Source organism: Mycobacterium sp. Aquia_213 (assembly GCF_026625985.1).
Lineage (GTDB): Bacteria > Actinomycetota > Actinomycetes > Mycobacteriales > Mycobacteriaceae > Mycobacterium.
This window is the reverse complement of sequence record NZ_CP113116.1, coordinates 2,127,641-2,141,502: the sequence shown is the minus strand read 5'-3', so window position 1 is coordinate 2,141,502 and position 13,862 is coordinate 2,127,641. Positions and strand designations below refer to the sequence as shown.

The window sequence follows — 13,862 nt, the reverse complement described above, 5'->3', positions numbered from 1 at the left end:
GTGCCTCCCAAGCAGCTGAGCCCGACATCCTTCGCGATCCTCGGGCTGCTTTCTATCCAGCCGTTCACGACTTATGAACTCGCACAACAGATGGAGCGCACGCTGAGCTGGTTTTGGCCCCGGGCGGCCAGCATGATCTACGAGGAACCGAAGAAGCTGGCGTCCGCCGGCCTGGCCGACGCGCGGGTCACCTTCACGGGCAAACGGCGCAGTACCGTCTACGAAATCACCGACGCCGGGCGCGCCGCGCTGCACGACTGGCTGGATGCACCCGCCGCCGGGATGCGGATGGAATTCGAAGCGATGATCAAGGTGGCCTTCGCCGACGCCGGCGACGTAAGTCAGTTCCGCGCGACGGTGGCCGAAATCCGGGCCGACGCCGAGGCGCGACTAGCCGAGATCATGAACAGATCAGCGGAGTACGCCACCACTGGCGGGCCATTCCCGGACCGCCTGCCCGTCGCGGCGATCACCGGCAAGCTGCTGATGGGCCAACACGAGGCCGTTATCCGTTGGGCCCGCTGGGCCGAGGACGCGCTTGCGGAATGGACCGGCGTCACGCCGGCGACCGGCGCCACGGTGCCACCGCATGCATTTACTCCCGGCTGGCCCGCGGCATACGTCGACGACTCCCCTACTGTGGCAGCATCTCGCCGTGCGTCTCCGGCGCCAGCGGAATGATGAAGAGTCCAATGACGAACACGACCGCCGTCAGGGCAACGGGCAAGCCGAGGGTATGTGTGTGCAGCACTGCAGCGCCCAGCAAGAAGTTCACGCCCGCGCCGACAAAGCGGCCCAACGATGTGCAGAACGCGAACGCCGTTGCACGCACCCGTGTTTCGAACTGTTCGGGCAGCCACAGGCTGAACAGCGCGAAGTTGCCGCCGAAGAAGCCGAGCACGAACAGCCACGCGATGAACGGCGCAAGGCCGTTGGGCAGATAGAACGCCCAGCCGAAGCTACCCGTGATCGCGACTGCCATTCCCGCAAAATAGATCGCAGCCGTCTTCCTGCGTCCGATGCGCTCCGCGATCGCCGGCAAGACAAGACAACCCAGGATGGTTCCGATGGACAGCAAGCCCGTCGCCCAGGATGCGGTCCTGGTCGCGTCACCCTTCCCCATACCCGCATGCTGCGCCAGCTGAATCACGGCGGTCGGTTCGTACACCGTGCCCGCCCATAACCCCACGATCGCAATCGTCACCAGCGCGGACGCCACCCAGGTGCGACGCCGGTAGCGCACGCTGAGGATTTCACGCAACGGATTCACCCGGGCTGAGCTGCCCGACTCGGCCCGCTGCCACTTCTCGGTCTCCTTCACTCGCGTCAAGATCAGGATCGCGATCACGATCGGCACCGCCCCGGTCAGAAACATTGCGCGCCAACCGAAATGAACACCGATCGTGTAGTTGAGTGCTGCGGCCAAAAAGAAGCCGGCGTAGTAACCGGTCTGCAGATAGCCTGCGCCCATCTTGCGTCGATCCTCTGGCCACGCCTCGGCCACATAAGTCCCGGCGAGGGCCCATTCGCCGCCAATCCCGACACCTGCGATGAAACGGAAGGTGGCAAGCTCCCAGACGTTTTGCGCCATGGCCGAAAGCCCGGTGAAGATCGCGAAGGTGAAGATCGTCGCCGCCAGCACCTTGGTCCGCCCGAAGCGGTCGGCGATCGGCCCCCAGATGAAGGAGAGGCCCCACCCCACAAGGAATAGGGCGAACAGGATCGATCCCACGAGCCCGACATTGGCCGACGTTGCGGCGATCCCCGACCGCGGCAACAGTTCGGTCAGCGCGGGCGTGAGCACCAGCGCGTAGATGAACGAATCCATCCCATCGAGCGTCCAACCGGTCCATGCCCCCCAGAAACCCACGATTTGTGAGCGATTGAGCGGCGTCCGATGGCGAACGGGCACTACCTGTTCTGTCGTTGAACTCATTTCGCCCTCTCACTGAACAAGCATCCACATGAACGACCATCGCGTGAGCAAGCAAAAGTGGTAGAGCTGAATTCGCTTTGGCGTTCCGCGCTTCGAGCACGGTTGCGATGGCAAACGTGTCACGACAGCGTATTTCGTAACAACGCGCGAGCGAAGGCTCGCAATGAGCGCTTAGCCAGAAGGCAATGCGTGTTGTCTTTCGGTTGTCGAGTTTCGATCGGGGCATTCGAAGCCAGGCTCACGACGAAATCGCATGGTGGCGCTACATTGAGTAATCGCCTACTGGGTTCAACGCGGAACGAGGCCATCATGGGATTCATCACGCCGGACCTTCCAGACGTCGATCACGACGCGTGGCCCACGCTGCCGCGGGCCACGCGAATGCAAGTGGTGACGCGGCATTGGGTGGAGCACGGCTTCGGCACCCCGTATGCGATCTATCTGCTGTATGTGCTCAAGATGGCCGCCTACGCCGGTGGTGCCGCGGCGGTCATCTCGCTAACCCCCGGCCTGGGCGGTCTGGATCGCATCGAAGACTGGTGGACGCAACCGATCGTGTACCAGAAGGTCGTCGTCTTCACCCTGCTGTTCGAGGTGCTCGGCCTGGGCTGCGGGTCCGGGCCGCTCACGGCCAGATTCTGGCCCCCGATCGGGGGGTTCCTCTATTGGCTGCGGCCCAACACGATTCGTCTGCCACCCTGGCCGCGTGCCGTCCCGTTCACCCGCGGCGACAGTCGCTCGATCGTCGACGTGGCCCTCTATGCGATCGTGCTGGCCTCCGGCGTCTGGGCACTGCTATCGGCGGGACGCGGCGGCCCGGTCACCGCGGCGGGCGATGTCGGCCTGCTCAATCCGGCCCTGGTGGTGCCGGCGATTATCGCCCTGGCGCTGCTGGGTCTGCGCGACAAAACAGTGTTCCTGGCGGCGCGCGGCGAACACTACTGGCTGACCCTGTTCGTGTTCTTCTTCAGTTTCACCGACCAGATCGCCGGCTACAAAATCATCATGCTCGCACTCTGGTGGGGGGCGGCGACCTCCAAGCTCAACCATCATTTCCCGTACGTCGTCGCGGTGATGACGAGCAATCACCCGCTATTGCGCAGCAAACTGTTCAACTGGGTCAAACACCGGCTCTACCGCGACCCGGTCAATGACCTACGGCCCTCGTGGGTGCCGAAAGTGATGGCACACGTGGGCGGCACCACGGCCGAATTCCTGGTGCCGCTGGTTCTGGTCTTCTTTGCGGACGGCCATCGCTGGGCGTGGTTCCTGATCGCCTTCATGGTGATCTTCCACCTCAACATCATTTCCAACCTCCCGATGGGAGTTCCGTTGGAGTGGAATGTGTTCCTGATCTTCTCGCTGTTCTATTTGTTCGGGCACTACAACGCAATTCACGTGACGGACCTTCAATCACCGCTATTGCTGGCCATCCTCATCGTCGCCCTCGCCGTGGTGCCGGTTCTGGGAAACCTTTTCCCCCAGCAGTTTTCGTTCCTGCCCGCGATGCGCTACTACGCCGGCAACTGGGCGACCAGCGTGTGGTGCTTCCGTGCCGGTGCCGAAGAGAAGATCGAAGCCAACGTCGTGAAAAGCTCTGCGCTGACTGCAAAACAACTGACCAGGCTGTACGACGAGGCGACCGCCGAGATCACGATCGACAAGGCCGGCGCCTTTCGCTCGATGCACACTCATGGTCGCGCGCTCAATGGGCTGCTGCCTCGCGCCGTCGACGACGAAGCCGCTTACCGGATGCGCGAGGGCGAAGCCGTCGCCGGTCCGCTGGTCGGCTGGAACTTCGGCGAAGGCCACCTGCACAACGAGCAACTGTTGGAGGCCTTGCAGCGGCGCTGTCAGTTCGACGAGGGCGACGTCCGGGTGGTCATTCTGGAAGGCCAACCCATTCAGACCCAACGGCAGTGGTATCGGATCGCGGACGCCAAGGCCGGCGTGATCGAGGAGGGCTACGTCACCGTCGCGGACATGCTGGCGCGTCAGCCGTGGCCCGAGCCCGGCGACGAGTTCCCCGTGCACCTGACGCACGATGCCGCGAAGCGGCTATCCACCGCCGACTAGCTGCGCCGACGACGGCTCGCCGGGGCGGTGAAGCCTCCGGTGTCGTCGAAGAATGCCCAGGATCCGTTGTCGTCGACTTCCATGCGCCAACCCAGCTCAGAACTGCCCGCGATGGTGTCGATAAACCATGCGTGTGCAGCCTCTGCGCTGTCGAAACTCTTCGCTGCGACTATCTCGCCGTGGGGGTCGATAGCGCGGAACGTGGCCATGCGATGTGATTATCCCCTCCGGTCAAGGTTCAATCGCGGGCGCTGTCGACCGAAGGGCGCGTTTTGCCTGCTTACAGCGTGCGAGTCAGTTGATTGGCGAGGAGCTCAGCGAATCTGGCCGGGTCCTCGAGAGCGCCGCCCTCAGCCAGCAACGCCGTTCCGTACAACAATTCCGCGGTCTCGGCGACGGTGGGATCGTCGGCGCGCTCTTCGTGGGCTTGGCGCAGCCCGGTGATCAGCGGATGATCCGGATTGAGTTCCAGAATCCGCTTCCCGATCGGGATGTTCTGCCCGGACGCCTGGTAGATGCGGGCCAGCGCCGGACTAATCCCGAACGCGTCGGTGATCAGGCAGGCCGGCGATTCCGTCAGGCGAGTGGACAGCCGGACCTCCTTGACGTGGTCGGTCAACGTCTCCGTCAACCAGGCCAGCAGGTCGGCGAATTCTTTCTCCCGCTCCTCGCGTTCGGCGTCGCTCGAGTCGTCGTCGGAATCGAGGTCCACCTCGCCCTTGGCCACCGACTGCAGCGGTTTGCCGTCGAACTCGGTCACGGTGCCCACCCAGACCTCGTCGACGGGGTCGGTGAGGATTAGCACCTCGTAACCCTTGGCCTTGAAGGCCTCGAGATGCGGCGACTTCAGGATTTGCTGCCGTGTCTCGCCGGTGGCGTAGAAGATCTGCTCTTGCCCCTCCTTCATCCGCTCGACATATTCGGCGAGGGTGGTGGCGTCCTCGTCACTGTGCGTCGAGGCGAACGACGAGATTTGCAGCAACGTGTCCTGGTTGTCGGCGTCAGACAGCAGGCCCTCTTTGAGAACCCGGCCGAACTGGGTCCAGAAGGTGCGATAGTCCTCTGGCCGCTCGGACTGCAGATCCTTGATCGTGGACAAGACCTTCTTGGTCAGCCGGCGACGAATCGCGTTGATCTGCCGATCCTGTTGCAAGATTTCGCGAGAAACGTTGAGCGACAAGTCTTGTGCGTCGACCACACCCTTGACGAACCGCAGGTACTCCGGCATCAGCTGGTCGCAGTCGCCCATGATGAATACCCGCTTGACATACAGCTGGACCCCGATCTGGGCGTCCCGGTTGAACAGGTCGAACGGCGCGTGCGACGGAATGAAAAGCAGGGCCTGGTATTCAAAAGTGCCCTCGGCCTTCATGACTATGACCTCGAGCGGGTCATCCCAGGCGTGCGCGACGTGCTTGTAGAACTCCTTGTACTCCTCGTCGGACACTTCGTCCTTAGGCCTGGCCCACAGCGCCTTCATCGAGTTCAACGTCTCGGTCTCGATGGTGACGACCTCGTCGCCACCCTCCTCTTCCGCGGGGGTGCGCCGTTCGACCTCCATGCGGATGGGCCACGCGATGAAATCGGAGTACTGCTTGACGAGGCTCCTGATTTTCCACTCCGAGGTGTAATCGTGGAGCTCGTCTTCGGTGTCTTCGGGTTTGAGGTGCAGGGTGACGGCGGTCCCCTGCGGGGCGTCTTCGACGGATTCGATGGTGTAGGTGCCCTCGCCGGACGATTCCCACCTGGTGGCTTCGCTCTCGCCGGCCTTGCGCGTCAGCAGCTCGACCTTGTCGGCCACCATGAACGACGAGTAGAAGCCGATACCGAACTGACCGATCAGCTCCTCCGACGCGGCCTCGTTCTTGGCCTCCCGCAGCTGCTGGCGCAGCTCGGCCGTGCCCGATTTGGCGAGGGTGCCGATCAAACCGATGACCTCGTCGCGCGTCATGCCGATGCCGTTGTCGCGGATGGTGAGAGTGCGCGCGCCCTTGTCCACGTCGATCTCGATGTGGAGGTCAGACGTGTCGACGTCGAGGTCCTTGTTACGGAACGCCTCCAGCCGAAGCTTGTCCAATGCGTCCGACGCATTCGAGATCAACTCCCGCAGAAACGAGTCCTTGTTGGAGTAGACCGAGTGGACCATCAGATCGAGGAGTTGGCGCGCCTCGGCCTGGAATTCCAATTGCTCAACACCCGCATTCATGGGATCCGAATCTACCGATCTGACGATCGCCGATGTCGTGAGGGCCTGGGCGGGCTTTACCCTGAACAGGTCAGCCCGCCCGGTGAAGGGAACTCAGGTGTCTGTTGCTCAACGCGAACGTGCCGCCCTCGTCGACACCATGCGCAGCGTCGGGCCGGATGCGCCCACCTTGTGCGACGGCTGGACCACGCGAGATTTAGCCGCCCACCTTGTGATTCGCGAATATCGTCCGGATGCCACGCCCGGCATCCTGATCTCGCGCTTCGCCGGCCACACCGCCAAGGTGCAAAACGACGTGGCCGAGCGGACCGATTGGGACGCGCTGCTGGACAAGGTCGCGTCGGGTCCGCCGGTCTACTCGCCGCTGAAGCTGCTCGACCCGGTGGCCAACATTGGCGAGATGTTCATCCACCACGAAGACGTGCGCCGCGCGCAGCCCAGCTGGACGCCGCGCGTCCTGGAGCCGGCCCTGGCCAAAAGCCTGCGGCGCACTCTTCCGCTGATGGCCCGGATGACGCTTGCGAAAGTTCCCGGCCGGGTCGCATTGCGCATCCCGGAGGGCAAGACCGTGCTGATTGCGGGCAGCGGCCCGGCGGTTACGGTGACCGGTGCGCCCGAAGAGCTGCTGCTGTTCTCGGTCGGCCGCGCGGCCCGGGTCGAGTTCGACGGCGATGCGGCCGCGGTGCAGACCGTCCGCGATGCGCCCAAGGGCTTGTAGGCGCGGCGGTCACACGCGCCACATCAGCATCGCGAAGCTTCGGTCGACATCGCTTGAAAAAGCCGCGCATGCGGTATCGCTTTCAAATCGGTTATAGCCCAACCCTTTTGGTACAGGTGTGTCCGGCGTGATCGAGGTTCCGGGGCCCTCACGGCCGCCGTCGACCGAAGGCCTCGCGCAAATCCTTCTTGATGACCTTGCCGAACTGGTTGCGCGGCAAGGTGTCGACGATGACGAGGCGCTCGGGATGTTTGTAGCGGCTCAGACCCAGCGAATGGCAGTGCTGCACCAGGGATTCCAATGACACACTGTCAGCCGACGTGGGCACGACGACGGCGCAGACCCGCTCCCCTGCGCTGCGGTCGGGCACTCCGATGACCGCGACATCGGCGACGGCGGGATGGGCGGCGAGCACGTTTTCGATCTCGAGGGCCGAGATGTTCTCCGCGTTGCGGATGATCGCATCCTTGATTCGGCCGGTGACCCGGACGTTGCCGTCGGTGTCGATCAGCCCGAGATCGCCGGTGCGCAACCAGCCGTCGTCGTCAAACGCGTCGGCGTCGAGGGTGGCGTCTGCATAGCCGAGGAAGCATTGCGGCCCTTTGAGCCGCAGCTCTCCTTCGTGGCCGACGGGCAGTTCGTTCTCCTGGTTGTCGACCACGCGGACGCTCACCCCCGCTACCGGTGCACCGACGGTGTAATCGAGCACCTCGGGCGCGGCGTCAAGCGGCGGTGAGGTCGCCACGGGAAACTCGGTCATCCCCCACGCGTTGGCGATGCCGCCCATTCCGAAGGTTTCGCGGACCTGTCGTCCCAGTTCGGCGGTGATCGGCGCGCCTCCAGCTATGCAACCCCGCAGCGCACCGAAGAGGGGCTGATCACCGTGGGCCCGCTGCGCCTCCAGGAAAGCCACGAAAAACGGTGTGGCCGTGCCCAGGAAGGTCGGATTGTGCGCCGCGATGGCCCGCGGTGTGGCGGCCGGATCGAATACCTCGAAAAGGGCCAAGCGCATACCGGTCATCAGTGCGGCGGCCACCATCGCGGCCCCGCCGATATGAGCGATCGGAAAGGCGATCGGGTCCACATCGCTGGCGGTGATACCCATCGCGCCCACCATCCCTCGCGAGCCGGCGATCACGGTGCTGTCGGTGTGACGGATCCCTTTGGGCGCCGCGGTGGTTCCCGACGAGTAGTAGATCCACTGGTTGTCGCCACCGGGTGTCGTCGCCAGCGCATCGGCACTGGCATGCGGCAGCCTTAGCTCACCGGCCAGCGGAGGTGTCGCCAGGTCGACGGTGATGACCTCGAAGCCCTGATCCGAGGCCAATGTCCGAGCAAGCGCGCCGTGATCGAATCCCCGCCAAACTTCGGGAACCACAAGGAATTCGGTCGACAGCTGCCCGGTAATGAAGCCAACCTCACGCTCCCGCAATATCGGGATGATGGGGTTTTGCACCGCGCCGAGTCGAGCCAGCGCCCCCATGACCACCACGGTCTCGAGCGTGGTTGGCAGCTGCCAGGACACCACGGTTCCCGCGCCGATCCCACATTCGGCGAACGCGGCCGCCGTCGCGCATGCGGCATCGTGGAGCTCACGTGCGCTCAGACTCCGGCCATAGTCGTCGGCGAAAAGCCGCCGATTCGGCTGGCGCTGAGCCGCTTCGGCGATCAACGTCCAGTAGGTGACGTCCGTTCCGGTCGTCATCAGCCCGATGGCAAGTCCGAGGGCGGTCGGAATCCGGAGTGCGCTATCGACACGGCCACCGCGCTGCCGACCGGACCGAGGTGGTCGACGACCACGGCTGAACCGTTGGCCACTCCGTCGTCGCTGTAATGAGTCAGTGCGGCCAGCCCGATATGAGGTCCTTCGGGCAGTCGGCTCAGGGTGAGCGTGTAGTCGACGTTGATGAACTCCAGCGCGTTGGTGCCCCAGTTGGCGATCGCGGCGGTGACGTCGGCACACAACGCCGCGCGGGTGAACGGTGTGAGAGGTTCGTCGTCGATCAGGGCACGCGTTTCATGCAGCCACGTGAATTTCGGTCCGGTCATGTCCCACTCCGGATCGGGATTCTGCAGCTCACCACCCCAGCCGTAGGTCCGCAGGAACAGCGTCGGCGTTTCGCCGTCATGCTCGGTGGGCAGCCGCGGCATCTGCAAGGGTTGCGACCACACTTTGCCGTCGGGCTGCGAGCCGCGCCGCAGAAACAGCGCGCTCGCCCGCGCGACGGGTTCGCCGCGCTGGATGAGAAGCGCCTCGACCAGCCGCAATCGCCGCCGTTCGTGCTGCACCTTGGTGTGCACCTCGAACGGCTCCAGCGCGGCGGGTGCGGGCAGGTCGACCGTCAGCCGCGCCGGCTGCAACCCTGGGTCGTCCACCCCAGCTTCGAGGGCAGCGGCCAAGATGCCACCGACCACGTGTCCGCTCATTGACGGGCCCCACCCACCGCGCGCCATTGCCGTTGGCACGTAACGACTTTCGTCGCGAGTGAAGTACGGCCTCGGCGTCGTTGAATCGACGTCATCCGGCAGGATATTCGGCTCGGTCACCACATGAATCTCCGCGCGAACAGGGCTTTCATCAAAATTTCTCCTCTGAGATAAGCAACAGTAGATATTACAGTTCGTCTTCCGGGTCGGGCGATATGCGGTTGCTGTTTGTGTCAAACCTCCACGCGCACAGGAGTATTGACTTTCTGACAAATGGCGGTTGGCCCCGCTCGCCCCCGGTCGAGCCCCGAATGCGCAGGGATCTGCCAAAGCCTTCGCAGGGGTAAGTCACAGCCGACTCATAGCTAGGCTATCTAACGTCGAGCGAGTTGGGCGTCAACGTTCGACATATCCACTAACAAGTGGGGGGGAATATGAAACTCAAGCAATTGATTGCGGCGGCCACGCTCGCCGGCGCCTTTAGTGCAGCAGCGCTGGGCGTGGGCGCCGGTTTGGCGAATGCCGCGCCGGGTTCACCGGGAGGCCATGGCGCTCCCGGGCCCGGCGGAATCCACGCTCCGACCGGGCCAAATGATCCCGGCGGCCCGGGCGGCCCAGGTGGCCCCGGTCCGGGTGGTCCCGGCGGGCCCGGCGGCCCAGGTGGGCCGGGCGGTCCTGGGGAACACGGCCCGGGCGGACCCGGTGGGCCTCCTGGTGGACCGGGCGGCCCAGGCGGGCCCGGCGGACCCGGACCCGGCGGCCCTGGTGGCCCTGGCGGGCCCGGACACCCCGGTGGCCCTGGTTTCAATGGTCCCGGCGGTCCGGGTGGCCCCGGCGGACCTGGCGGTCCGTGGCACGGGGATCCGCACCGCGGCTACTTCAACAACGCGCCGTGGGGCGACGGACCTGGCCCTTGGGGACCGGGTGAACCGCCTCGGCCGGCGTGGGATCGGCCGCTGCCGCCGCCAGGGGGACCGTGGAACTACGGCCCGATCAACTACTGGGGCTACCAGGAAACCCCCGTGTGGGATCCCGGTTTCAACGCCTGGGGCTTCTGGTTCTTCGGAGTTTGGGTCCCGCTGTAAACCGCTGACCTCGCCCCACCACGACGCCCGTTTCGCCGCCCGGCGAGGCGGGCGTCGTACTCTCCAGCGATCGCGGCGGGGCTCGTGCAGCGCATTTGCCCGCAACGTTTTACACTTCTCGCGTGAATCTGCGGATGACAACGGCGTCTTCGCGCGTTGGTGAAATCGCCGTGAACATACGACGTTTCGTTGCCGTCGCCCTCGTCGCGGCGCTGGCCACGAGCTGGGCGCCCGCACACGCCGCGGGTAATCGCACCATCACGTTGACGCTGGTGCGACATGCCCAGTCGGCGGCCAATGCGTCGGGATTGATCGACACCACGGTCCCCGGTCCCGAACTGTCGCAGAGGGGCTTCTGCCAGGCGACCCTCGTGGTCCCGCAATTGGCGCCGAACCATTACGACGGCGTCTACGCCTCGACCATGATCCGTGCCCAGGAGACGGCCACGCCGACGTCGCAGGCGCTGGGCGAAGCCATCACCGTGCTGCCCGGACTGCGGGAGATCGAGGCCGGCAAGTTCGAGGGCACTCCCGAAGCCGACATCCCGCAGACCTATTTCGCCGCTCCGGCACGCTGGCTGCAGGGCGACCGTAGCGCTCGAATCCCCGGGTCGGTGGATGGCAACGAGTTCAATGCGCGGTTCACTGAAGCCGTCCAACGCATCTACGACAGCGGAGAGCAGAACCCGGTCGCGTTCTCACACAGCGCCGCGATCATGTTCTGGGTGCTGATGAACGCGCGCAATGCCGACCCGTCATTGTTGAAAACCAAGTCGTTGCCCAATGTCGGCCACGTGGTGCTCACCGGAAATCCTTCCGACGGCTGGACATTGACCGAATGGGATGCCGATCCCCCGCCGTGCTGAATTCCTGACCCGGCTCTAGCTCTTGACGCCGACGGTAATCACGTCGGATACGAACCGGATCCAGAATGGGCGGGGGATCCGGTGCTGATCGGTCACGGTGAACCCGGCGCCCTCGAAGATCGACCGCAGCTCGTCGGGCGACGCGTTGTGTTGCGGTTTCCACCTATTGGCCGATGACACGTGCAGCAGAGTTTGTCGGGTGCTCAGCGCGGAGACGGCCGCCAGTCCACCCGGTGCCAGGACGCGATGGAACTCCCGCAGCGCTGCCGGCTGGTCGAAGAAATGGAACGCCGAGGTCGTCACGACCGCGTCGAGGGAGCCGTCGTCGAAGGGCAGCTGCTCGGCCGGGCCGCGCCTCCACTGCACCCGATCGGATCGGGCGCGCGCCTGGGCGAGCATCCCGTCGGACATGTCTACCCCGTAAATCGCCTCGGGGTGTAGTTCACGCTCGATGCGGTCGCTGAGAATCCCTGTCCCACAGGCAATGTCAGCAATCTTGCGCGACTGGTGGTCACGCAGCCGCGCGATCATCTCGTCGTGCGGCGGGCGGTACACCCACTGCTGCAACATCGGCTGGTCGTAGGCGGGGGCTAGGAAACTCCACACCCCGGTAATGGCGCTGTTGAACCCCCGGCGTCGCGGTGCGGTCATATGACATGTCTAGTGCCGGCCGGGCGCTCCGGGTCCACCGGGGCCCGCAGGCCCACCCGGTCCGCCGGGCCCACCAGGTCCTCCCGGGCCACCCGGTCCGCCGGGTCCGCCCGGCCCATTTGCGGCCGGAAGCACGAACACGCACTGATTCAACTCGACGCTCCAGGCCCAGCCTGGAGCGCAATACGGGTCGGCGCGGCTGACCGCGGGCGTGGCGGTCCACGCCATCGGCACACCTGCCAACACGAGAGCGAACACGCCTACCGCGCAACGCCGCAGCAATGGCGGCCCGGCTAACGCTGTCATCGCCTTGGTCATGTCGGTTCTCCTCCCCCGCAAACACCCAGCCCGTGGCAGGCAACATCATTGTGCGCCAGCCAAGCCGTTCGCGGTCCGTATTCGTTTGGCTGTATCGTGGCGGGCATCGCCCGAAGGCGAGGGCGGACGATCGCCGCTACGCTGCGGCGCATGGAAGCGTCGAAGATCGAGCTCGGGGCCGTGTTCCGGTTCCCGCACGATGACCGGCCCAACCGTGTCCTGCTGTACGACGGCGACGTCGTCATGTATGACGTCTGGTGGCCGCACCAAGACGGCTGGGGCCTGGCGGACCTCGCAACGGTCAAGCGCAAGCGGATCGCCTACTACATCACCACCGTCGCCACACTTCTGGAGAAGGCGACGCATCTACGTTCCGATCCCCTGACGGACGACGAGCGGGCAGTTCACCGCCCCGACCTACCGTTCGCCGCGGTTCAAGACGCGGCGATCACGTGGTCATCGGATCCCGGGCGGCTGGCCGGGCATCGATCGGAGCTAAGCGCTCCCCACATTTATCTGGCGCCGTTCGGACCCGGCGGCGGCACCAAGACAGGCCAGCGAGTCGTCGCCGATAACGGCGCCTTCTTTTCACCCGAGGAACTGTTCCGCAAAGCCCAGGCGGCCCAGGCCCCACACCTGGGCGCTGAGTCGCCGGCGTCGGGAGTAGGAATCTACCGATCGGGCTTGCAACGGGGCCTGCCCGAGTTCTATCTATGGGGATCCGTCAGCCGATTGCACGAAACGCTTGCAGCGCATGGCAATCACTAAGTTCAGACACAGGTAAGCGCATTAGCGTGGCGGTGTGACTGATCGCCAAGAACGCGCAATGTCCTTCGGATCGATTGCAGAAGACTATGACGGCCTGCGGCCCCAGGCCCCGCAGGAGGCGGTGGACTGGCTGGTGCCGCCCGGTTGCGAGGTGGCCGTCGACGTCGGGGCGGGCACCGGACTGTTCAGCCGCATCCTGGTCGACAAGGCAGCACAGGTCATCGCGGTGGAGCCCGACGCGCGAATGCGCAAGGTGCTGACCGACCGCTCCCCGGGAGTCCGTGCGCTCGAAGGGCGCGGCGAGTCGATCCCGCTTCCGGACGCCGCCGCGGACGCCGTCTTCGTTTCGTCGGCGTGGCACTGGATGGACCATGAACGAGCCCTTCCCGAGATCGGTCGGGTGCTGCGCGACGGCGGTCGCTTCGGCCTGATCTGGACGAGCCGCGACCGTGAGGTGGACTGGGTGCGTGACCTCGGCCGGCTGCCCGGCCAAGACCTCGAAGAGGTCCAATCGGTCGACCGCTTCCGGGCGCGCCTGCACTTCGACCTTCCCGAACCGCAGATCTTCCACAACATCGAGCGCGAAATCTTCCGGTTCGTGCGGAGGATGACGCTCGAGGACGCCGTTGCGATGTTGGCGACCTACAGTCGGGCGATCATCGCCTCCCCGGAGGACCGCGCCCAGACGCTCGACGCAGCCCGCGCGGCCATGGAGGCACGCTTTCCTGGTGCCGACATGATCGATATCCCAATGCGCGCGTGGTGCTGGCGCGCCGACCGCGTTTCGCGCGGTGTCCAGCACTAAGCTGTC

At 65.0% G+C, this 13,862-nt stretch carries 14 protein-coding genes; 7 read left to right on the top strand and 7 right to left on the bottom strand.

Features of this window, described 5'->3' with window-relative positions; translation table 11 throughout:
• Complete coding sequence (locus tag LMQ14_RS09965) at window positions 1-681, top strand: PadR family transcriptional regulator (RefSeq protein WP_267734576.1); 681 nt, start codon at window positions 1-3, stop codon at window positions 679-681.
• Here LMQ14_RS09965 and LMQ14_RS09960 read toward each other — a convergent pair.
• A complete protein-coding gene (locus tag LMQ14_RS09960) occupies window positions 635-1,828 on the bottom strand; it encodes an MFS transporter (protein ID WP_267734575.1) in 1,194 nt (397 codons plus the stop codon). The genes LMQ14_RS09965 and LMQ14_RS09960 overlap by 47 nt on opposite strands.
• 417 nt (window positions 1,829-2,245) lie before the next feature.
• On the opposite strand from LMQ14_RS09960, the gene LMQ14_RS09955 reads away from it, so the two are divergent.
• Entirely contained in the window at window positions 2,246-4,012 is a 1,767-nt protein-coding gene (locus LMQ14_RS09955; protein WP_267734574.1) for a DUF3556 domain-containing protein, read from the top strand.
• Here LMQ14_RS09955 and LMQ14_RS09950 read toward each other — a convergent pair.
• Complete coding sequence (locus tag LMQ14_RS09950; RefSeq protein WP_267734573.1) at window positions 4,009-4,221, bottom strand: hypothetical protein; 213 nt, start codon at window positions 4,219-4,221, stop codon at window positions 4,009-4,011. The genes LMQ14_RS09955 and LMQ14_RS09950 overlap by 4 nt on opposite strands.
• A gap of 71 nt (window positions 4,222-4,292) precedes the next feature.
• Window positions 4,293-6,218 carry a molecular chaperone HtpG gene (htpG, locus tag LMQ14_RS09945; RefSeq protein ID WP_267734572.1) on the bottom strand — a complete coding sequence of 642 codons (1,926 nt, stop codon included), beginning with the start codon at window positions 6,216-6,218 and terminating at the stop codon, window positions 4,293-4,295.
• 97 nt (window positions 6,219-6,315) lie between these two features.
• On the opposite strand from htpG, the gene LMQ14_RS09940 reads away from it, so the two are divergent.
• On the top strand, window positions 6,316-6,936 hold the full coding sequence (locus LMQ14_RS09940; RefSeq protein ID WP_267734571.1) for a TIGR03085 family metal-binding protein: 621 nt from the start codon (window positions 6,316-6,318) through the stop codon (window positions 6,934-6,936).
• A 148-nt stretch (window positions 6,937-7,084) separates the two neighbouring features.
• Here the strand turns inward: LMQ14_RS09940 and LMQ14_RS09935 are convergent, their stop codons facing one another.
• Together LMQ14_RS09935 and LMQ14_RS09930 are read right to left on the bottom strand one after the other, a co-directional pair.
• Complete coding sequence (locus LMQ14_RS09935; protein WP_267734570.1) at window positions 7,085-8,641, bottom strand: class I adenylate-forming enzyme family protein; 1,557 nt, start codon at window positions 8,639-8,641, stop codon at window positions 7,085-7,087.
• Entirely contained in the window at window positions 8,641-9,483 is an 843-nt protein-coding gene (locus tag LMQ14_RS09930; protein WP_267734569.1) for an acyl-CoA thioesterase domain-containing protein, read from the bottom strand. Before LMQ14_RS09930 ends, LMQ14_RS09935 begins: the two co-directional genes overlap by 1 nt.
• A 314-nt stretch (window positions 9,484-9,797) precedes the next feature.
• Here LMQ14_RS09930 and LMQ14_RS09925 point away from each other — a divergent pair, with 314 nt between their 5' ends.
• Complete coding sequence (locus LMQ14_RS09925) at window positions 9,798-10,448, top strand: chitin-binding protein (RefSeq protein ID WP_267734568.1); 651 nt, start codon at window positions 9,798-9,800, stop codon at window positions 10,446-10,448.
• Window positions 10,449-10,582: 134 nt separating this feature from the next.
• Window positions 10,583-11,314: a histidine phosphatase family protein gene (locus tag LMQ14_RS09920; protein ID WP_267735434.1), complete on the top strand. Its 732-nt coding sequence runs from the start codon at window positions 10,583-10,585 to the stop codon at window positions 11,312-11,314.
• A gap of 15 nt (window positions 11,315-11,329) precedes the next feature.
• On the opposite strand, the gene LMQ14_RS09915 is transcribed toward LMQ14_RS09920, so the two are convergent.
• Window positions 11,330-11,965, bottom strand: a complete 636-nt coding sequence (locus tag LMQ14_RS09915; RefSeq protein WP_267734567.1) for a class I SAM-dependent methyltransferase — start codon at window positions 11,963-11,965, stop codon at window positions 11,330-11,332.
• Between the two features lie 9 nt (window positions 11,966-11,974).
• On the bottom strand, window positions 11,975-12,283 hold the full coding sequence (locus LMQ14_RS09910; RefSeq protein WP_267734566.1) for a hypothetical protein: 309 nt from the start codon (window positions 12,281-12,283) through the stop codon (window positions 11,975-11,977).
• A 150-nt stretch (window positions 12,284-12,433) separates the two neighbouring features.
• Between LMQ14_RS09910 and LMQ14_RS09905 the strand changes: the two genes are divergently transcribed.
• Both LMQ14_RS09905 and LMQ14_RS09900 read left to right on the top strand, forming a co-directional pair.
• Window positions 12,434-13,051: a hypothetical protein gene (locus LMQ14_RS09905; protein ID WP_267734565.1), complete on the top strand. Its 618-nt coding sequence runs from the start codon at window positions 12,434-12,436 to the stop codon at window positions 13,049-13,051.
• A 34-nt stretch (window positions 13,052-13,085) separates the two neighbouring features.
• Window positions 13,086-13,856, top strand: a complete 771-nt coding sequence (locus LMQ14_RS09900; protein ID WP_267734564.1) for a class I SAM-dependent methyltransferase — start codon at window positions 13,086-13,088, stop codon at window positions 13,854-13,856.
• The last annotated feature ends 6 nt before the right edge of the window (window positions 13,857-13,862 follow it).

Coding starts and splice junctions, on each gene's coding strand:
- LMQ14_RS09960 (WP_267734575.1), bottom strand. CDS start 1,828: ATGGATTCGTTCATCTACGCGCTGGTGCTCACGCCCGCGCTGACCGAA.
- LMQ14_RS09955 (WP_267734574.1), top strand. CDS start 2,246: ATGGGATTCATCACGCCGGACCTTCCAGACGTCGATCACGACGCGTGG.
- LMQ14_RS09950 (WP_267734573.1), bottom strand. CDS start 4,221: ATGGCCACGTTCCGCGCTATCGACCCCCACGGCGAGATAGTCGCAGCG.
- htpG (WP_267734572.1), bottom strand. CDS start 6,218: ATGAATGCGGGTGTTGAGCAATTGGAATTCCAGGCCGAGGCGCGCCAA.
- LMQ14_RS09935 (WP_267734570.1), bottom strand. CDS start 8,641: ATGACGACCGGAACGGACGTCACCTACTGGACGTTGATCGCCGAAGCG.
- LMQ14_RS09925 (WP_267734568.1), top strand. CDS start 9,798: ATGAAACTCAAGCAATTGATTGCGGCGGCCACGCTCGCCGGCGCCTTT.
- LMQ14_RS09920 (WP_267735434.1), top strand. CDS start 10,583: ATGACAACGGCGTCTTCGCGCGTTGGTGAAATCGCCGTGAACATACGA.
- LMQ14_RS09915 (WP_267734567.1), bottom strand. CDS start 11,965: ATGACCGCACCGCGACGCCGGGGGTTCAACAGCGCCATTACCGGGGTG.
- LMQ14_RS09910 (WP_267734566.1), bottom strand. CDS start 12,283: ATGACCAAGGCGATGACAGCGTTAGCCGGGCCGCCATTGCTGCGGCGT.
- LMQ14_RS09905 (WP_267734565.1), top strand. CDS start 12,434: ATGGAAGCGTCGAAGATCGAGCTCGGGGCCGTGTTCCGGTTCCCGCAC.